Raw genomic sequence first — 19,733 nt, 5'->3', positions numbered from 1 at the left:
GACCGTAAGGTAAACGAGCTGGCTACCGAATTTCTTGACGACCATAGAGCGTTGGAACCACCTGATCCCATCCCGAACTCAGTAGTGAAACGATGCATCGCCGATGGTAGTGTGGGGTTTCCCCATGCGAGAGTAGGTCATCGTCAAGATTAAATTCCGAAACCCCAATTGCGAAAGCAGTTGGGGTTTTGTTTTGCCCGAAAGAAAAGCTGCTCTTATCCGAAAACAAATTTGCACAGTTATTTTCAGATTGGAACACTAGAATAGCCGCTACTTTTTCACTTCCAGAGCCTTCTATGCCTGATCCGGTTGAGGCCTTCGGGTTGTCAGAATTACCACTGGACGACCTGGTTGCCTGCCATGAGTGCGATTTTCTGATGCGCAAGCCAACGCTTGCCCATGGCGAAAAAGCCCAGTGCTCGCGCTGTGGTTATGAGCTGTACGCACATCGGCACAATGTCGTCGAGCGCAGCCTGGCTCTCGTAATTGCCGCTTTGCTGCTCTATGTGCCAGCGAACTTTCTACCCATCATGCAGCTCAATTTATTGGGGCAGTCTTCCGAGGATACCGTCTGGAGCGGCGTGCAAAGTCTGTTCGATACCGGCATGGAAAGCGTGGCGCTGGTGGTGTTCCTGTGCAGTATGGGGATTCCACTGCTCAAGTTGATTTGTCAGTTATTGGTGCTGTTGAGCATTCGTTGGGACATTGGCCGTAGCTACGGCCTGCTGCTCTATCGCATTTATCACCATCTACGCGACTGGGGCATGCTCGAGGTCTATTTGATGGGCGTGCTGGTGGCCATCGTCAAGCTGGCCGACATGGCGTCCATTACCGTGGGCCTTGGCCTGGTATGTTTTATCAGTCTGCTGTTGGTGCAGGTCTGGCTGGAAGTGGTGATGTCGCCTCACCAGATCTGGCAGGCATTATCTGGAGAGGACATGCATGCGGGCGATTGATGCAGGTATTCTGATTTGTACTGAATGCCACGAGTTGAACCGGCGGGAAGCCGACAGCGACGAGCAGATCTGCACTCGTTGTGGCGCTCTAGTACACCCACGTCGTCCCAACAGTATCCTGCGCACCTGGGCGCTGCTGCTCACCGCTGCGATTCTCTATATCCCTGCCAATGTGCTGCCGATCATGACCGTCAATTCCCTGGGCCAGGGTGACCCCAGCACCATCATGTCGGGCGTCATCCAGTTGGTGCAGCACGGCATGTTCCCGATCGCCGCGGTGGTGTTTGTCGCCAGTATCCTGGTACCGACCTTCAAACTGGTGGGTATTGCCTTGTTGCTGTTCTCCGTGCAGCGCCACCAGCCGTTGTCCGCAAGACAACGCATCATCATGTACCGCTTTATCGAGTTCATCGGCCGCTGGTCGATGCTGGATATCTTCGTCATTGCCATCCTGGTGGCGGTGGTCAACTTTGGACGACTGGCCAGTATCGAGGCCAATCTCGGTGCGGTCGCCTTTGCCAGCGTGGTGATCCTGACCATGCTCGCTGCAGTAACTTTCGATCCCCGACTGATCTGGGATAACACGGAGTCGGACGACGACCATGAGTGATTTGCCTACTGCCAAAACCCGCCCAGCCTCCAACTGGTCGGCCATCTGGGTACTGCCCCTGATCGCCTTGATCATCGGTGGCTGGCTGGGCTGGCGTGCCTACAGCCAGACCGGTATCGAGATCCAGTTGCGTTTTGAGAGTGGTGAAGGGATTTCTGCCAACAAGACCGAAGTGGTCTACAAAGGCATGTCTGTGGGCAAGGTCAAGGCCCTGGCTCTGGACGACGAAGGCAACTCCAGGGGGGTGATCGCCACGGTCGAGATGAACAAGGACGTCGAACAGTACTTGAGGACCAAAACGCGCTTCTGGCTGGTCAAGCCGAGTGTCAGCCTGGCTGGGATCACCGGCCTGGAAACCTTGGTTTCAGGCAACTACATCGCCGTCAATCCAGGAGAAGGGGAGCCCTCGCGCAAGTTCAAGGCCCTGGCTGAAGAGCCACCCTTGTCGGACGCCAAGCCCGGCCTGCACCTGACCATCAAGGCTGAGCGCCTGGGTTCGTTGAACCGTGGCAGCCCGGTGTTCTACAAGCAGATCCAGGTCGGGCAGATCAAAAGCTACCTGCTCTCGGAAGATCAGAACACTGTCGAGCTCAAGGTCTATATCGAGCCGACCTATGCCAGCCTGGTGCGCAAGCACACGCGTTTCTGGAACGCCAGCGGCATCAGCATCGACGCCAACCTGTCCGGGGTAAAAGTGCGCAGCGAGTCATTGTCCAGCATCGTTGCCGGCGGTATCGCCTTCGCCACTCCGGAGAATCGCAAGGACAGCCCGCCTACCGATCCCAGCTTGCCGTTCCGTCTCTACGAAGACTTCGATGCGGCCCAGGCTGGTATCCGGGTAAAGGTCAAACTTAGCGACTTCGAAGGCCTGCAGGCCGGGCGCACCCCGGTGATGTACAAGGGGATCCAGGTGGGTAGCCTAAAAGCCCTGAAGGTTGATCCTGACCTGTCCAGTGCCACCGCCGAACTGACTCTGGACCCACTGGCCGAAGACTACCTGGTCCAGGGTACTCAGTTCTGGACGGTCAAACCCTCGATCTCCCTGGCCGGCATTACTGGCCTGGAGGCACTGGTCAAAGGTAATTACATCGCCATTCGTCCTGGCGACAAGGGCGCTGCGCCACAGCGTGAGTTCGAGGCGCGAGCCAAGGCGCCACCGTTGGACCTGCGTGCGCCGGGCCTGCACATGGTGCTGTTCACCGACAACCTAGGCTCCCTGGATGTTGGCAGTCCGATTCTCTACAAGCAGGTCAAGGTCGGCTCAGTGCAGAGCTACCAGTTCTCCCACACCCGCAAGCAATTGGTGATCGGCGTTCACATCGAGAAAGAATACGAAGGGTTGGTCAACGGTTCGACGCGTTTCTGGAATGTCAGTGGCATTACCCTGACTGGCGGCCTGACCGGTGGCATCCAGATCAAGAGTGAGTCGCTGCAAAGCCTGATGGCTGGCGGCATCGCTTTTGAGACACTGCAGCCTAATGTGCCGTTGAAAAAACGCATTCCACGCTTCCGTCTGTTCGCCAATCAAGAAGAGGCGGCGCAGCGCGGCACTCTGGTGAATATCAAGGTCGAACGTGCCGATGGCTTGCGTGCCGGTACCCCGGTGCGCTTCAAAGGTCTGGACGTGGGCAAGCTGGAAGAGGTGACCCTGAGCGCCGACATGCAATCGGTGATGCTCAAGGCGCGGATCACTGAAGTACCTGAGCGCATCGCCCGGGTCGGCAGTCAGTTCTGGGTGGTCAAGCCGGAACTGGGGCTGATGAAGACCGCGAACCTGGAAACCCTGGTTACCGGTCAGTACATCGAAGTCCAGCCAGCAGTGAAGAGCCAGGGCGTGCAAACCAGCTTTGTGGCGTTGCCTCAGGCGCCGGAAGCCAACGTTCCAGAGGCGGGCTTGAGCCTGGTGCTGAGCGCTGCCCGCCGTGGTTCGCTGAAGGTCGGTGTACCAGTGACCTACCGCGAAGTGAGCGTGGGCAAGGTCACCGGCTATGAGCTGGGACGAACTGCCGACCGCGTGTTGATCCACATCCTTATCGAGCCCAAGTACGCTCCGCTGATTCGTGGCGGCACGCGCTTCTGGAACAGCAGCGGCTTTGGCGTGGACTTCGGCCTGTTCAAGGGCGCCACGGTGCGCACCGAATCCCTGGAGACCCTGATCCAGGGCGGTATTGCATTCGCCACTCCAGAGGGTGAGCGCATGGGTAATCCCGCACTGCCTGAGCAGACCTTCCCACTGTTCGACAAATTCGAGGATGAATGGCTGACCTGGGCACCGAAGATTTCCCTCGGCAAATAACCCTGTAGAAGCCGGCTGCCGGTGAACTCGGCGCCGGATGTTCGCTAACGCTTTCGCTGGCAAACCGGCGCCTACAAAAAAGGCCGCGCTCTTTCGAGTGCGGCCTTTTTGCTATCGGCGCTGTGGAATCAGACTTCGTCCAGTTCCGCTTCGGCCTCGGCTTCCGGCTCCACGTTCAGGGTAGCTTTGACCTGATCGTGGCGGCGGATGAACTTCCAGTCCGCCTCGTCGATATAGATACCGTTCGGCCCGCTGCCACCCTCCAGGTCGATGGCCACCTGAGCCGAAACCTGCGGCTTCACGCTCGCCAGGATCGGCACAAAGCCCAACTGCAGGCTGGTTTCCAGCAACGCCGCCTGGTTGCGTTCGTCGATGTCTGCCGCCTCGTCGAGGTAGTAAGGCAGGCGAATGCGACCGGCCTGGTCGCGGTCCATCAAGTGCAGCAACAAGTACATGTTGGTCAGCGCCTTGATGGTCATGGTGGTGCCGTTGGACGCCGCGCCATCGATGTCGGTGTGGATCACCGGCTGGCCGTTGACCTTGGTGATCTCGAACGCCAGCTCGAACAGGTCCTTCAAGCCCAACTGGTTGTGGTTGGCCGCCACCAGCCGCGCCAGGTACTCCTTGGCCTCTTCGTTCTTGTTGTCCTGATCGGCACTCTGGCTCAGGTCGAACACCGACAGGGTCTCGCCTTCCTCGTACTGGCCGGCGCTGTGGATGATCTGGTCGATGTGCTTGAGAGCTTCCTTGTTCGGCGCGAGGACGATGCGGAAGCTCTGCAGGTTGGACACCTGGCGCTTGTTGATCTCGCGGTTGAACAGCGCTAGCTGGTGTTCCAGGCTGTCGTAGTCGCTGCGGATATTGCGTAGCGTCCGGGCGATGTCGGTGACCGCTGCGCGGCGAGCCTTGCCCAAGGTCAGGGCTTCATCGGTGCGGTGAGCATAAGCGTTGATCAACAGTTGCAGGCGCCGCTCGACGTCATCCTCGCTGTCGAACTTGGCCACGCCCTTGAGGCGCACTTGTGCGTACAGCGCCTCGATCTGCCCGTCGACCCGCTGCAAGCCCTGCCAGCTGTCCTGATAGTCATTGAGCAGCGGCAGCAGGTTATCCATGGAGTCGTCCACCGGATCCATGCACGGGGTACCGAACGGCAGATCTGCCGGTAGCAACTGACGGCGCCGCAGGGCATCGTCGAGGGTGCGCTGCTTGGCTTCCATGTCGCCAATCTGCCGGCCGACCAGCTGCAGCTTGGCCGACAGCTGCTGGACGCGCTCGGTAAAGGCATCGCTGGAGCGCTTGAGTTCGTCCTGGGCGGCTTCCATCTGGGCCAGCTGTTCCAGTTTCTCGCCTTCCTCGGCGCTCAGGGTCTGGGCGCGGCGGAAATCTTCCAGGGCTTTCTGTGCATCCAGCACCTGCTGGTACAGGGCTTCGGTCTGGGTCTTGCTCGCGGCACGGTCGGCGGCCACGGCGGCTTGAGTCTTGAGCTGCTTGAGTTCTTTTTCCAGGCGCTCTTTCTGATCGCGCAGGGCCGCACGGTCAGCCAGGGCCTGCAAGGCCGGCGGCTCGATGTGCGAGATGTCGATGGACAGCCCTGGCACTTCGAAGCGCTCGCCCTTGAAGCCGTCGAGGATCAGCTCCACGGATTTCACCCAGTCGCCGTTCTCGTCGAGGGCGATGCCGTGTTCGCCCAGGGGCAGGCTGAACAGCGCGCTGTTGAACAGGCGCATCAGGCGCTCCACATCCTGCTGGGAGAACTCTTCTCGCAGGCGTGCGTAGCTGTTGTTGTCTGCATGATCCAGCTGCAGTTTCACCGACTTCAGGCGCTTTTCCAGGTCCCGCAGGCGTTCTTCCAAGTCTTCGGCAGAGAACTGTCGCGACTGGGCCAGGGCACCGGCCAGCTCATCGTGGGCATCCTTGGCCGCCAGCAATTGCTGCTCCAGCACCTTGACGTCGTCCACCAGGGCGAAGCGATGCTTGAGCACCGAGAGTTCGCCGAGCCAGCGCTGGGTGCCGGATATTTCCCGTTCCAGGCGCATCATTTCCTGGGTGCTGCTGCGCTGGTCGTTCTGCAGCGCGTCTTGCTCGTTGCGGTAGTGCTCGGCCTGGATGGTCAGCTCTTCCTTACGCGCTCCGGCGTAGTCCGACCAGGTGCCCAGCAGCGAGTCCAGCAGCGGTGACAGACGATGCAGCTTGCCGCGCAGGCTGTCGCGCTGTTTCACGCCATTGGCCAGGGCTTCCACCAGGGGGCCGGCGGACACCAGCGAGTTGTAGTCCTGTTCCATGCGCCGCACATCGCGGAAGGCTTCGTCGCAGGCGGCGATGTAGTCGACGCTGCCCGAACGCAGGCTGTGCTCGAAGGCATCGAGGAACAGCTGCTTGAGCTTGGCCGCAGTGATCTCGCGCATGTGCAGCAGGTTGATGAACAAGGCGCGGAAGGTCTTCAGGCTCTGCTCGCTGGTGGAACGCAGCGGGATCAGGGTCAGATCGAGGGGGATCGAGGTGTGTCCGCCCACTAGCAGGCGGCGCAGTTCGTCCGGCTTGAGCTCATAGGCTTTCAGGCCCTGGCGCTCAAGGTTGGTGAACAGCTCTTTCTGCCGCAGGCAGGTGTCGTCTTTCTGGTAATGAGCCAGGTCCAGTTGTCCGGCATAGGCGAAGAACTGGTGACCGAAGCCACCGCCGGGGCCACGCCCGACCACACCGATCACGTGCGGACCGTGGGGCAGCGAGACTTCCACCAGGATGTAGCTGGTGTCGGAGGCGAAGTAGAAGCGCCGGGACTGTTCCAGGCTGTACTTGCCGAAGCTCATGTCCGACATGCGCGCCAGAATCGGGAATTGCAGGGCGTTGATCGACGCCGACTTACCCAGGTTGTTGGCCCCGTAGACCGACAGCGGCTCTTCCAGCGGAAACAGCCCGAGGCTATAACCAGCGGTATTCAAGAGGGCAAAGCGGCGGATGCCGTAGCGTTCCTTGCTCATGCGTCGAGCTCCTGTTCTTCGGCAATGGCGCGAGCCATGGCGTCTTCTTCACTTTCTTCGGACTCGTCGAATACGCTCAGGTCCAGCGGGTCATCGGTCTGCAGCAGCTTTTCGTCGCTGTCTTCGTCGATCAGTACCGGGGTCGGCAGCGGCAGCACACTGTGCAGGCTGGCAGCCAGGTCGCGGTCCTGCTGTACCGACAGGCAGACATCGAGGAAGCGGTGCATTGGTGGCAGGAAGCGGTAGATGCCCGGCTCCTCGACGGCGAAGCCCAGTTGGGTCATGCGGCGCATGATTTTTTCTTCCAGCTCTTCCTGGGTCTGCACTTCGGCCTGGATGAACAGGTCGCGGTATTTTTCCAGCAAGGACGGCAGCTCGTCACGGCCCAGGCTACCGCCATCAAGCACGGCAATCGGGTCGCGGCCCTGGTCGGCCAGGTGTTCCACCAGGATGAAGGTGAACAGCGCCAGGCGCTGGGCGGTCTTGTTCACCTGGGCCGCGGCGTTGTCCGGTACGAAGTAGTAGAAACCCCGGGTATCGCAGATCAGCTCGAAGCCCAGGGCCTTGAACAGGGTGCGGTACTGGTCCTGGAAGTTCGACAGTTGCGCGTACAGTTCCGGGTCGCGGCGGCTGACGTGATAGCCCTTGAATAGCTCGCGGAAGATCGGCGCCAGCTGGGACAGTTCGGAAAGATCAAGATGCATTGGCAGTACTCGCAGGATGCTCGGGCTGGTCATCGCGGGCCGAGAGCAGGGCGAAGGAGCGCAGGCTGACCTGGTGCTCCTGGGTGTGGTAGTCGCGGCGTTCGAGGCGCTCGCGCTTGAAGCGCTTTTCCCGCGACAGGCGGGAGAACCAGTACAGCAACTCGTCGGTGGCACCGTCCGGTTCCTGGTTCAGCAGCCAGTTCATCAGGTCCGGCAGCGGCAGGGCGTCTTCGCAGCGCTCGAGCATTTCCCGAACCGTGCGCGGCGCCTTGGGCGCCAGGCCCTTGTGGGTCTTGTGGGCCTTGGGGAAGCGCGCCGGCTTGGGCTCGAAGCGGGCCAGGGCGTAGACATAGGCTTCCACCTGGCCAGAGCTGCCGAGGAAGGTGCTCTGCGGGCGAGTGAACATCGGCATCGCCGCTTGCGGCACGGCGTCGATGCCCTTGCGCCGGATCGCCGCCAGGGCCAGGGCCGCGCCGCGGGTCACGGCGTTGTGCCGGCGGGCTTCTTCACGCAGTGGCAGCAACAGTTCCCGGGCGTGACGCAGGGTCAGCTGGGCGTTGGTCTGCATTTCCAGGATCCGCGCGTGGGTGCGCAGCAGCATATCGTCGTCCACCAGGTGACCCAGGCGCTGCTGCTCGGTGAGCAGGCGCAGCAGCACCAGCTCGACCTTGCGCACGCCTTGCTCGAAGGCGCCGTCGGCGTTCACCAATTGGATCATCGGCTCGACGTATTCATCCCAGGTCGCCAGTACCTCGGCGTAACGCTGGCGCAGGGGAATCTGCCGGTCGCTGGTCTTGGCCCGTTCGGCCACTGCCACCAGGGCTTGTTCGTCGTTGGCGAGCTTCTTCAGTACGTCGCGCACGCGCATGTCCAACAGTCGCAGCTGGCGCGCCAGGTCGTTGCCGTCGCGCACGTCGAAGGCGTCCTGGATGTAACCCGCCAGGCGTTCCAGGTGACGCAGGTAGGCTTCGATCTCCAGGCACAGGCCCAGGCGGTGCTCGCGGCGCAGGTAGGCGAGGAAGTCGTGGATCTGCGCATTCAGCTCGAAACGGTTCGGGCTTTTCGCCACCGGGACCAGGATGTCCAGGCGTATCCATACGTCCAGCAGGCTGGTGATGTCCTGGGGCGTGCTGTCCAACTGTTGGGCGGCCAGCTGTGAACGCAGTTCGGCAAGACTCAGGGTGCCTTGGTCGAAGTGCTCGCACAGTGGCTCCAGAAGTGCCCAGTGTTCGGCGAGGGCGCGCAAGACGCGCTTGGGTTCGATCATCGGAATGGCCGGCTGGTTGGCAATGAAAAGCGGCGATTGTACTGCATCAGGGGGCCGACGATTCACCCCCAGGCTCAGCTATGAGACGGACTGTCACTTTTGCGCGCAATCAACAGCGGGCGATCTTCGGCGAAGGACGGTAGAATCCCCCACCTCAGTTATCCACAAGTGGCCGACCTTTGCTTATCGAGTCCCGTCGTCGCGCTTATCTATCCGCCATGCAGGTGGTCAGTTGGTTGCCGCGCAGCGAATTGCCCTTTGCCGCACCCTCGCGCCCCGAGTTGCTGGCCCTGCCCGAGCCGGTGCTGGAGGCGCTTCCTGCGCCTGTGGCCGAAGTAAAAGCCCCGGCGGCGCCTGCGGCCAGGTCGACCGAACGGCCGAAAATCGAAGTGCCGCGCCCGTCTGCCGCGTCCTCGCGCCTCGCCAGTAAACCCGTGGCCGATGCCGAAGAAGCCCCGGCGCCGGTGGTCAAGGCCCCGGTAGTGCCTCCGCCGCGTTTTTCCCTGCAACTATTGCGGGCCGGTCGTTGCCTGCTGCTGGTGGAGTTACCCACAGGCGAAGCCTTCCAGAGCCGCGACCCGGCCTACCTGCTGCTCAAGGACATGCTGCGCGCCGCCGGCCTGCCAGACAGCCCGCAGATCCTCGCCGAGCCGGTGCGCTGGCCGATGCTGACCCGGGGCAACCTGGACCAGGGCCCCGAAGCGGCCCGGGACTTCGTCCAGGCGTTTGTCGGTGTGCGGATCGAGGACGAGCCTTGTGTCTGCCTGTGGCTGATCGGCCTGCCGGCGGTACGTTTCGCTGGTGAGGCCGATGCTGAATCCTACAACCGTGAACTCCAGGTCGAAGGCCTGGGTTCGGCCTGGGCATTGCCGGGGCTGGAACTATTAATGGAAGAGCCACAGCGTAAGGCTGATGTCTGGCAAGCCATGCGTCGGCTGATGGCGCGCTGGAAAAGCACTGATGAGTAAAAGTACCAATGAGTGACACCTTGACCTTCCGCCTGGCCACCGAGGCGGACCTGGATGCCATCCTTAAAGTCGAATACGCGGCGTTCAGCCATCCCTGGACCCGAGGCATTTTCATCGATGCCTTCAAGTCCTACGAAGTCTGGCTGATGTTCGAGGGCAGCCAGCAAGTCGGCCATGGAGTGATCCAGGTGATCATCGACGAGGCTCATTTGCTGAACATCACCGTCAAGCCGGAAAGCCAGGGCCGAGGCCTGGGCCTGCGGTTGCTGGAAGAGCTGATGAAGCGTGCCTACCAGAAGGATGCACGCGAGTGCTTCCTGGAAGTGCGCTCCAGCAACCAGAGTGCTTATCGGCTGTATGAGCGTTACGGTTTCAACGAAGTCGGGCGCCGCCGCGACTATTATCCAGCGGTGGGCGGTCGTGAAGACGCCCTGGTCATGGCCTGCACCCTGGTTGATTGAACCTTGTAATCGATACTGGCGCTGGCTGCAGGCGCTGGCTTGCCAGCGAAGGTAGCTGCGCAATACCGGCTGGCATGTGCCATCTGGTTCGCCGGCAGACCGGCTCTTGCAGGGTCAGGGTTTGCCGTCCAGCGGATCGCTGCGGGCCAGTTCGGCTTCATCCAGACCAGCGCCGCCACCAATATCCGCGCCATCGACAATACTCAGATCCCAGTCGGCCGGTTTATCGGCTCCGGTTTCACGGGCTGAGCGGGCGCCGTCTTCGCGGATCAGGGTTTCCGGGTCCAGGTCGTCATCACTGAAATCGTCATCGTTCAGTGTGGCGTCGCTCCCGGCGCCGGGTTCATCGTCATCGAAGTGCAGCTCCTCGATGGAGCCCATGCGGTCCTGATCGTCGTCGATGGGTTTGGGTTGGGGAGCTGCGTAGGGACGTCGTGATTCGGTCATGGCGAATGCTCATACTTCAGGGGCTTGAACGGTGGACCCATGGCCGCCCGGAAGATTCCCCGCAAGGGATGGCCGGTATCTGCAGCAACACGCGTGACCCCAACCGACGGTCGTCTGTCAAAGCAGCGCATCATTCTTGAGGCTTCACAGCATGAACGAACTACAAGATCTGATTGATAACAACGAGCGTTGGGCCGAAGCGATCAAGCAGGAAGACCCGGACTTCTTCTCCAAGCTGGCTCGCCAGCAGACGCCGGAATACCTGTGGATCGGCTGCTCGGACGCCCGGGTGCCGGCCAACGAGATCGTCGGCATGTTGCCGGGCGACCTGTTCGTACACCGCAACGTGGCCAACGTGGTGTTGCACACCGACCTCAATTGCCTGTCGGTGATCCAGTACGCCGTGGATGTGCTCAAGGTCAAACACATCCTGGTGACCGGCCACTACGGCTGTGGCGGCGTGCGCGCTTCGATGCAGGATCGCCAGCTGGGCCTGATCGACGGCTGGCTGCGCTCGATCCGCGACCTGTACTACGAGCACCGTGAAGCGCTGGGGCAACTGCCCAGCGAAGAAGAGCGGGTCGACCGTCTCTGCGAGTTGAACGTGATCCAGCAAGTGGCCAACGTCGGCCATACCAGCATCGTGCAGAACGCCTGGCATCGTGGGCAGAGCCTGTCGATCCATGGCTGCATCTACGGGATCAAGGACGGTCGCTGGAAAAGCTTGAACGCCACCATCAGTGGCTTTGAGCAACTGCCGCCGCAGTATCGCCTGCGCCCGGTTGGCGCTGTCTGAAGCGCCGCTGAAACACTGTAGCCACGTTGCGCAGGAGACCCGCTCCTGAGCGCCCGGGAAGGCTCTTCGAGCCTTCGCCCGAATGCGGCCCAAGCCTGCGGTAGCGGCTACAGGTGTTTCAGCGGAGCACTTAGAGGTGTGGCACCTCGGTGCTTGGCGCCGGTGCTGGAGCCTTGAGCTGGTTGAGCTGAGTCTTGACCGGCGTGCTGGTGCATTGGGCCGCGGCCTGTTGCTCGGTCAGCTTGCGCACCGAGGTGTAGAACAGCTCGCAGGTCTGCACTTTTTGCGTTACCTGCCAGGTCTGGGTGCAACTGCTGAGCAGCGTGCTCGGATCGCTTTGCGGCTTGCTGCCCATCCCCGCCTGCCAGCAGGCAGCACTTAAATCCTGGCCCATGACTTTCAGGCCTGCGGCATCGGCCTTGGCTTGATCATTGTCATAGTTTGCCGGGTCAGCCGCGTACCAGATGTAGCTTGGGTGGTTGGAACCCAGTACCGGCACGTTCACTCCTTCGCTCGGGCTGATCTGTGCCAGGCCCAGTACATTCACCGTGACCCCATATTGCTGCTTGAGCCAGCTGCGCACTGGCGCGCCAAAGGCCACCATGGGCAGGGGCGCGCCACTGGCGTTCTGGCTGACTTGTTTGACCATGGTGGTCTGGTAGCTGTTGAAGTAGCTGTAGACACCTTCCAGGTCCTTGCCAGCATTGGATGGCGCGGCAATCGGTGCGATGTCGACAATGGTCTGGTAGGCCGGGGTTTGATCGACGGCGATGCCATTGGCGGTGAGCAAGGTGGCCCAGCGGTCGGTGGTGGCCGATTCCAGGTAATCCTGGGCCTGGGTCAGCGAGTAGTCCGGCGGAAAGTGCAGCAGCTCGATGCTCTTGCGGTTTTCCAGGGCCATGCCCAGGGGCAGGAACAGGTACCAGTTGTAGGCCCATTTGCCATCGGTATTGAGCTGGCTGGCGCCGCTGTAGGCCAGGTCGCCGGCATCCAGCAGTGCGCTCAAGGGCTTGTCGTAGCCATCGGGTACGCCACTGATGGAGGCCACGACCTGGTCACCCGCGGTCTTGACGCTGACCTTGGCGGCACTGTAGCCGTCGCGCTGTACGCTCTGGGTCAGGTAGTGCTCCACGGTCTGTTCCAGGGTCCAGTTGCGAAAGCAGATGACGTTGCAGTTGTTGGGGTAGGCAAACAGCTGGGTGACGCGCTGGGGGCTGCCCAGATTGACCTCGACATCGGCCATGACGGTGGCGCTTAGCGACGCGGCGGCCAGGGCGAGGGTCAGTCCTGCGAATTTGAACATGCTCAGATCCTTTTCAGCGTGAGCCCCGAGGGGCAAGACATTCCGGCTCAGGCCTGCAGTAGGGAACGTGAAAAGGCCCTTGTTGCAGGCGCCAACCGTTCAGGACGGTTTCAGAGTGGTCAGCGGAAAGCCAGGATAGTACAGCTGGCAAAACACCGTGATCGCCAGCATCAGGGGCAGGAAGATGGCCTGCAACGGGCTCCAGTGTGCCCAATGCAGCGCAGTCAGCCATGGATAGCTGGCACTCAACTGCTGGTCTATGCGTCCCAGTCGTTTGTGCTCCAGCAGGTTGAGCAGGACCATCCCCAGGTAGGTCAACATGCCCAGCGCGCCTTGCAGTGCACCGAACATGGCCAGTATCACCAACTGCGGGAGACCGTGGCGCAGGACCAGCCATTTGCCGGTCGGGTCGAGGCGTCGAGGGATCAGGCGTTCACTCAGCCACAGATCCTGGCTGATCACGCGGGTGGCCAGCGGTATCCACTGGCTCATGAGCAGGATTCCAATCCACACCGGAACCCAGCCCAGCAACGACGCGGTGATGATGCTGAAGCCTGGCGAGTAATGATTCTGCTGCAGCAGATTCAGGCCCAATGCCAGTGACGTGCCGGCCCAGAGTCTGACCCAGGATTGCGCGGCGACCGGGCGGCGCAGGTAGCGCAACCAGAAATACAGGTCTCTCTGGGGCAGGCGCTCGATCAGTTGTGGATAGCGCCAGGTCAAGATGTCCGCGAGCTGGTGGCAGGCCTGCCAGTCGCGTTGTCCGGAACCCCGCAGGAGGCTTTGCTGCTGCCGGGCGGTCATAGGCTTGAGCAACAGGTGAGCGGCCAGAATGTCGGGTTCCGAGGTCCGCTTGTCTTCGCTCTTGAGTTGTTGGATCCGATAAAAGTTTTCCTGCTGGCGGCGCTCCATCAGTGCTTCCCAGTCCTGGGTCGGCTCTGGGTGCACGCCGCTTTTGTCGCTCCACTGGAACAGCTGGCATACCTGCTCCAGCAGCAACAGGCTCCATGGGTTGTCCTTGAGCAGTTGCAGCACAATGCGTTGCCACTCCTGGCGGCGGTCGAACTCCTGCAGCCAGGGCTGCTCGGTGCAAGCGCTGAGCTGCTGGATAAACGCCTGTTCCTCTTGTGCCGCCATGAGCTGCTGCAGGGTTTGCTGGTATTGCTGCAGTAGCCTTGCCGCCAGCGCCTCTTGCTGCCAGGGGCTCATCGCCACGTTCTGCCAGGGGGTCAACCACTCCAGGTGTTCCACGGCCCATAGGGTGATGGCCGTGTGTGCCTCCGATCGTTCGAGGCAGTGCAGCAGCAGCCCGGCCTCGAAGCTCTGCGCACAGTCCAGTTGCTGTGCCTGTTGCCAGCGTTGCGGCAGATTGTGCAGGGTCAGGCCAAGCAGCAAGCGGTGCGCCGCAGCGTCGATGTTCGGTCTCGTCGGTTCCTGTGGGTGTATTTCCAGCAACTGCGCCCACTCATGCAGGTTGTCATGCTCGGCGTGCACCAAGGCCGTCACTGAGGTGGGCGTAGCCGACCTGTGGTCGCGGCGTTCTTCAGCGCGGTTATCCAGGCGCTGGCGAGCCAGCTGCAGGGCCTTCTCATAGGCCGCACGGAGCCGCTGGAATCCCTCGGCATCAGCTTCGGGACGGGTGCTTTTCAGCAGTTTTGCGTAGCTGCGCTTGATACTGCGCGCGTCGGCATCCGCAGGCAGCTCCAGCAGGGTCCAGCAATCCATGTTGCGGCTCCTCAGTGCCAGTGGCCATTTTCCAGGCGTTGCAGTTGTTCAGTGAGCTGGCTACGCACCTCGCGGATCTGCCGTTCGTCCTGGGTCTCCAGCACTAGCTGGAATTGCCCGGCCCAATGGCCGACCTGTTCGCGCATCTCCCCCAAGCTCTCCTGATAAAGACGCTCCAGGCGGGCGCTGAGCAGGGTGTTGACCTGCTGGTCCCGAGGGTGAATCTTCAGTTGCTCGAGGGCCTTGAGGCGTTCCTGGATTTCCTCCGGGGTCAGCACCCCGGGGTTGTTCTCGATCACCAGGGAACGGCTTTCGCCAGTCAGGGGAATGTTCACCTGGGCTTCCAGCAGGCCGTTGATGTCGTAGGTGAAGCGTACGTCCAGCGACACTTCGCCGGCCGGGCGCTTGGGTACCTTCATCTCCAGTTGGCCCAGGGCGACGTTGTCGCGCACCAGGCGGCTCTCGCCCTGGAAGATCTTCAGCAGCACCAGTTCCTGATTGTCATGCAGGGTCTGTACGGTCTTGACCCGACTCACCGGCACCACGCTGTTGCGTTCGATGATTGGCAGGTAATGCCCACCTTCAATCTGGTTGCCGTATTGCTGGGAGGTTTCGATTCCCAGGGTGTAGGAGCAGACGTCAGTCAGCACCACTTCTTCCAGAGCCGCGCAGCGTGCCTTGAGGGCGGCCTGGACTGCCGCGCCCTGGGCCACGACCTGGTCGGGGTCGAGGCTGATGGAAGGAAAGCGCCCGAACAGCCCGGCCGCCAGCTTGCGCACCAGGGGCATGCGGGTGGCGCCCCCCACCAGGAGGATTTCATCCAGGTCACTGACGCGGATCCGCGCATCGCGCAGGGCCCGTTCGATGGGAGCCCGCAGGCGCTCCAGCAACGGCGTATAGAGCGTGGCCAGTTGCGCCTGGGTAATGCTCTGGGTCCATTGCCGCCCGTCGACCCGCAGGCTGAATTCGGCGCTGCTGTCCTGGCCCAGGGCGCGCCGCACTCGCTCGGCTTCACGGCGCAGGGCCTGGAGCACGCTGCGGGGTTCGGGAAAGTCCGGGGCCTGGGCCTGCTGTTCAATGAAATACTCCAGCAGCAGGCTGTCGAAATCCTCGCCGCCGAGGAAGTTATCGCCGGCACTGGCGCGAACTTCCATGACCCCGTCGAACAATTCCAGGATCGACACGTCGAAGGTGCCACCGCCCAGGTCGAAGACCAGGAACGAGGTTTCCTTGTCCCGCTGGTGCAGGCCGTAGGCCAGGGCTGCAGCGGTGGGTTCGTTGATCAGCTTTTCCACCTTGAGGCCCGCCAGTTCGCCAGCGATCCGCGTGGCCTTGCGTTGGGCATCGCTGAAGTAGGCCGGCACACTGATGACGGCTTCTTCCACCGGTTCGCCATAGGCGCGTTCAACATCTTCCTTGAGGCTCTTGAGCACCATGGCCGAGAGTTCTTCCGGGCGAAACGAACGGTCCCCCAGGCGCACCTCGGTGGCACTGCCCATGTAGCGCTTGAACAGCGCGGTGGTCAGTTGCGGGTGGGTGTGCAAACGCTCCTTGGCCGCCTGCCCCACCAGGACCCGGCCTTGTTCGTCCAGGCCCACCACGCTGGGAGTGAGGAACTGACCCAGGGCATTGGGCACCAGCTCGCTCGAGGTGTCGCGCCAGACGGCAACCAGGCTGTTGGTGGTCCCCAGGTCGATACCCACGATCATGACAACGAACTCCCTTTCCAATCGGAAAACAGATGAAACAGATAAGTGGGGAGCAGGATATTACCCGGAGGGGGAATGGGTAAAGCGCATGATGTCACATGGCTACTACTGGTGTCGGAGGAGGGCGGCAGGAGGCCGGGGGATGGCCCCCGGCCAGATTGGATCAGGCGTTGAAGTGCAGGGCGTTGGTCAGGTCGCCCATGGGTTTCTGGCCCCGCGCGATCATCGAGGCGTCACGTTCCTTGATGCCGTCCAGGGTCTCCAGTTGGAACACCCGGGTAATCAGCCGCAGGATCGAAGCGGTGTCGTACACGGTGTGATCCACCGTGCCCTTGCGCGCGAACGGCGACACCACCAGCGCTGGAATCCGCGTGCCGGGGCCCCAGCGATCACCCTGGGGCGGCGCCACGTGATCCCACCAGCCGCCGTTCTCGTCGACGGTGACGATCACCACCATGTTTTTCCATTGCGGGCTCTCGCGCAGCACTTTCAGCGCCCGGTCAATGTGCCGGTCACCGGCGGCTATATCGGCGTAGCCGGCGTGCAGGTTGAGGTTGCCCTGGGGTTTGTAGAAGGTCACCGCGGGTAGCTTGCCGGCCTCGGCGTCAGCGAAGAACTTGTTGGTCGCCGCTTCGTCCCCCAGGCCGCCGTCACGCAGGCGCTTGGCACGTTCCGCCGGGTTTTCCGGGCCCTGGCGCACGAAGTAGTTGAACGGTTGGTGGTGGTACTGGAAGTTGGGGATCTTCGGAATGCCACCGGAGTCCTTGAACTGCTCCAGGGTCGCCTGCCAGGCACCGCCGTACCAGGCCCAGTCGACGTTCTTCTTCGACAGCTTGTCGCCGATGTGTTCGTGGGTTTGTGGCACCAGCACGCTGGGCAGGTCGGGCTTGGCGTAGTCCGGGCGCTCCGGGTCGCGGATCCAGGTCGGCCAGTAGGGCGGGGCCATGGTATTGACCGCGTAGCCGTCCGGGGTCAGGGCGCTGGGACCGAACTGCGGTGCCCCGTCCATGGCACTGGCCGGGGATTTTTCCAGAGGCTTGAGGCGCGTGCCCTTGGGGTCGTCGCCTTGCAAGGAGGCGATCTGCGACTTGGCCACCGAGTTGGCGGCATCCGGGTAGAACGGCACCTTGGCGCTGATCAGGTATTGGTGGTTGAGGAACGAGCCACCAAAGGCTCCCTGGAAGAAGTTGTCGCAGAGCACGAACTCCCGGGCCACATCCCACAGGCGCAAGGAATAACGGGTCTGGGCGTAATGGCCCATGGTCAGGGCGCCAGAATCGGCCCAGGCCACGAAACCATCGTTCTTGCCGCCGTTGATCTGCATCTGGTTCTGGTAGAACACGTGCCACAGATCGCGAGTCACCAGGCCCAGAGGCAGGTCTTCGCCGCTGGGGCCCTTGAGGGCGAACGGCGCGTTGGGCAAGTTTTCCTGGAACTGGGTTTCCACCGGGTAGGTGACGCCGTCCAGGGTTTGCGGCCCGACCTGAAGAATACCGCCCCAGATGGGCGGCAGTTTTGGCAGCAGGCTGCCGTCGCGGTCGCGTTGCTGGGACGCTTCGGACGGGAGGGCCGAGAGCGGTTTTTCCACCCCGGGGAAGTTGGCGAAGAGGTTATTGAAGCTGCGGTTCTCGGCGAAAATCACCACAACGTTCTTCACTTGGTCTTGCAGCGCCTTGTCCAGCTCAGTCGGGGACAGCGGACGCTCATCCGGTTTGCCTCCAGGCTCACCGGCCTGGCCACAGGCGCTCAGGGTGGCACCGACCCCCAGAACGGCAACGCCGCCTAGGAAGCGGCGGCGGCTGGTATCGGTGGGCTGGTCGGTGGTGGATTCGGGGGTGTCGCGCAGGTCGGTATCGTCACTCATGGCGGTTCCTTGCTCGTCTCTCTGAGGATTCGTTACAAAGTATTTCGGTCGCACGGTAGCAACCGAATATGACGCAAAGACTACATGAATGCTTCGGGAGTCCACTGCAATGGGCTCGGAAATTTCTGGAAACCTTGTTGGAAATCACTTATCCACAGGCCCGCGCTTGTCTGCTGGAGCGGGCCTGTGGAGCCACCGTCAGGGGATGATCGGGGGCAGGTACGCCAGGGTAGTGCCCAAGGCCCAGAGCAACACCAGCACCAAGGGCGTGTGCACCAGCAACTGGACGAAGGAGAAGCCGATCAGGTCCCGGGCCTTCAAGCCCAGCACCCCTAGCAGCGGCAACATGTAGAAGGGGTTGATCAGGTTCGGCAGGGCCTCGGCAGCGTTGTAGATCTGCACCGCCCAGCCCAGGTGGTATTGCAGGTCATTGGCCACCTGCATCACATAGGGCGCCTCGATGATCCACTTGCCGCCGCCTGATGGAATGAAGAACCCCAGCACCGCCGAGTACAGCCCCATCAGCAGCGCGTAGGTGTCGTGGGAGGCGATCTGCACGAAGAAGGTCGAGATGTGGTGGGCCAGGGTCTGGCCATCCACACCCTTGACCACGGTCATCAGCGCGGCAATCGAGCCATACAGCGGGAACTGGATCAGCACCCCGGTGGTGGTGGGCACCGCCCGGGCCACGGCATCGAGGAAACTGCGCGGGCGCCAGTGCAGCAGGGCACCGGTCATCAGGAACAGGAAGTTGTAGGTGTTGAGCCCGGAGATCGCGGTAATCGCCGGCTTGGTGGCGAACTCGTGATACAGCCAGCCGGCGGCCAGCAGCGCCAGGAGAATGGTCAACAGCGGGCTGTATTCCAACCACTCGCCGGGGCGGGTACGGGGCTGCGGTTTGGGCATGCTGAAACTCGGGTCAACGCCACAGGCTTGTGCATCACGGGCGCTGTTGGGGCCGGGAGCGGTGGCGTAGGCGACGATCAGCGAGACGATGATCAGGGCCAGCAGCAGTACCCCCGATTGCCAGAGAAAGATGGTCTGGGTGAAGGGAATTACCCCGGTGATGGCCAGGATCGACGGCGGCAGGCTGCCGGGGTTGGCTTGCAGCTGTGCGGCAGAAGACGACAGGCCCAACGCCCAGACAGCGCCGAGGCCCAGGTAGGCGGCGGCACCGGCAGCGCGGTAGTCCATGCGCAGCTCGGTGCGCCGTGCCAGGGCTCGAACCAGCAGGCCGCCGAACACCAGCGACAGGCCCCAGTTGAGCAAGGACGCAACCATGGAAATCAGCGCGACCCAGGCCACCGCAGAGCGGCCGTTCTTGGGGATGCGCGCCAGTTTGTCGATCAGCTTCACCGCCGGCGGCGAACTGGCCACCACATACCCGCCGATGACCACGAAGGCCATCTGCATGGTGAAGGGGATCAGGCTCCAGAAACCGTCACCGAAAGCCATCGCGGCCTCGGTGGGCTTGGCGCCCATGGCCAGGGTGGCCAGGGTAACGATGATCACCGCCAGTGCGGCGAACACCCAGGAGTCGGGAAACCAGCGTTCGGCCCAGTTCGAGCAGCGCAGGGCGAAGCGGGCGGAGCGGCTATCTTGAATTTCAGCGGCCACGTAGATACCTCGTCTTTCTTATGTTTATAAGG

Annotated in this window: 15 protein-coding genes and 1 rRNA gene; 7 read left to right on the top strand and 9 right to left on the bottom strand. The window is 62.0% G+C overall.

From position 1 onward, the window contains the following. The first annotated feature begins 33 nt into the window (after positions 1-33). From rrf to GV819_RS15330, 4 genes are all read left to right on the top strand, one after another. Positions 34-149: ribosomal RNA gene (gene rrf / locus GV819_RS15345) — 5S ribosomal RNA — on the top strand. 147 nt (positions 150-296) lie between these two features. After that, positions 297-956 (top strand): paraquat-inducible protein A, encoded by a 660-nt coding sequence (locus tag GV819_RS15340; RefSeq protein WP_161756894.1) that lies wholly within the window; start codon positions 297-299, stop codon positions 954-956. Then, positions 943-1,566, top strand: a complete 624-nt coding sequence (locus GV819_RS15335) for a paraquat-inducible protein A (protein WP_161756893.1) — start codon at positions 943-945, stop codon at positions 1,564-1,566. The genes GV819_RS15340 and GV819_RS15335 overlap by 14 nt, the downstream gene beginning before the upstream one ends. Next, complete coding sequence (locus GV819_RS15330; RefSeq protein ID WP_161756892.1) at positions 1,559-3,862, top strand: PqiB family protein; 2,304 nt, start codon at positions 1,559-1,561, stop codon at positions 3,860-3,862. Before GV819_RS15335 ends, GV819_RS15330 begins: the two co-directional genes overlap by 8 nt. 128 nt (positions 3,863-3,990) lie before the next feature. Here GV819_RS15330 and mksF read toward each other — a convergent pair whose 3' ends face one another. The 3 genes from mksF to mksB are packed head-to-tail and all read right to left on the bottom strand — an operon-like array spanning position 3,991 to position 8,811. Beyond that, positions 3,991-6,840 carry an Mks condensin complex protein MksF gene (mksF, locus tag GV819_RS15325; RefSeq protein WP_161756891.1) on the bottom strand — a complete coding sequence of 950 codons (2,850 nt, stop codon included), beginning with the start codon at positions 6,838-6,840 and terminating at the stop codon, positions 3,991-3,993. Next, on the bottom strand, positions 6,837-7,544 hold the full coding sequence (gene mksE, locus GV819_RS15320; RefSeq protein ID WP_161756890.1) for an Mks condensin complex protein MksE: 708 nt from the start codon (positions 7,542-7,544) through the stop codon (positions 6,837-6,839). Before mksE ends, mksF begins: the two co-directional genes overlap by 4 nt. After that, positions 7,534-8,811 (bottom strand): Mks condensin complex protein MksB, encoded by a 1,278-nt coding sequence (mksB, locus tag GV819_RS15315; RefSeq protein ID WP_178126003.1) that lies wholly within the window; start codon positions 8,809-8,811, stop codon positions 7,534-7,536. Before mksB ends, mksE begins: the two co-directional genes overlap by 11 nt. A gap of 179 nt (positions 8,812-8,990) precedes the next feature. Here mksB and GV819_RS15310 point away from each other — a divergent pair, with 179 nt between their 5' ends. Next, complete coding sequence (locus tag GV819_RS15310) at positions 8,991-9,779, top strand: energy transducer TonB (RefSeq protein WP_161756888.1); 789 nt, start codon at positions 8,991-8,993, stop codon at positions 9,777-9,779. A gap of 8 nt (positions 9,780-9,787) precedes the next feature. Next, on the top strand, positions 9,788-10,240 hold the full coding sequence (gene rimI, locus GV819_RS15305; protein ID WP_161756887.1) for a ribosomal protein S18-alanine N-acetyltransferase: 453 nt from the start codon (positions 9,788-9,790) through the stop codon (positions 10,238-10,240). Between the two features lie 114 nt (positions 10,241-10,354). On the opposite strand, the gene GV819_RS15300 is transcribed toward rimI, so the two are convergent. Further along, positions 10,355-10,687: a serine kinase/phosphatase gene (locus GV819_RS15300; protein WP_161756886.1), complete on the bottom strand. Its 333-nt coding sequence runs from the start codon at positions 10,685-10,687 to the stop codon at positions 10,355-10,357. A 151-nt stretch (positions 10,688-10,838) separates the two neighbouring features. On the opposite strand from GV819_RS15300, the gene can reads away from it, so the two are divergent. Continuing rightward, a complete protein-coding gene (gene can, locus GV819_RS15295) occupies positions 10,839-11,483 on the top strand; it encodes a carbonate dehydratase (protein ID WP_161756885.1) in 645 nt (214 codons plus the stop codon). A 130-nt stretch (positions 11,484-11,613) separates the two neighbouring features. Here can and GV819_RS15290 read toward each other — a convergent pair whose 3' ends face one another. From GV819_RS15290 to GV819_RS15270, 5 genes are all read right to left on the bottom strand, one after another. Beyond that, entirely contained in the window at positions 11,614-12,786 is a 1,173-nt protein-coding gene (locus GV819_RS15290; protein ID WP_161756884.1) for a hypothetical protein, read from the bottom strand. Positions 12,787-12,885: 99 nt separating this feature from the next. Continuing rightward, positions 12,886-14,511: a J domain-containing protein gene (locus GV819_RS15285; RefSeq protein WP_161756883.1), complete on the bottom strand. Its 1,626-nt coding sequence runs from the start codon at positions 14,509-14,511 to the stop codon at positions 12,886-12,888. Positions 14,512-14,522: 11 nt separating this feature from the next. After that, the gene (locus GV819_RS15280; protein ID WP_161756882.1) at positions 14,523-16,220 is read right to left on the bottom strand and encodes a molecular chaperone HscC; all 1,698 of its coding nucleotides are present in this window, start codon (positions 16,218-16,220) and stop codon (positions 14,523-14,525) included. Positions 16,221-16,383: 163 nt separating this feature from the next. Beyond that, positions 16,384-18,084: an acid phosphatase gene (locus tag GV819_RS15275; RefSeq protein ID WP_161756881.1), complete on the bottom strand. Its 1,701-nt coding sequence runs from the start codon at positions 18,082-18,084 to the stop codon at positions 16,384-16,386. 198 nt (positions 18,085-18,282) lie between these two features. Next, positions 18,283-19,701: a short-chain fatty acid transporter gene (locus GV819_RS15270; RefSeq protein ID WP_161756880.1), complete on the bottom strand. Its 1,419-nt coding sequence runs from the start codon at positions 19,699-19,701 to the stop codon at positions 18,283-18,285. Positions 19,702-19,733 lie beyond the last annotated feature (32 nt).

Origin of the sequence: Pseudomonas sp. Fl5BN2 (assembly GCF_009908205.1) — a bacterium.
In the GTDB taxonomy this organism is placed as follows: domain Bacteria; phylum Pseudomonadota; class Gammaproteobacteria; order Pseudomonadales; family Pseudomonadaceae; genus Aquipseudomonas.
This window is presented reverse-complemented; position numbering and strand designations above follow the sequence as displayed.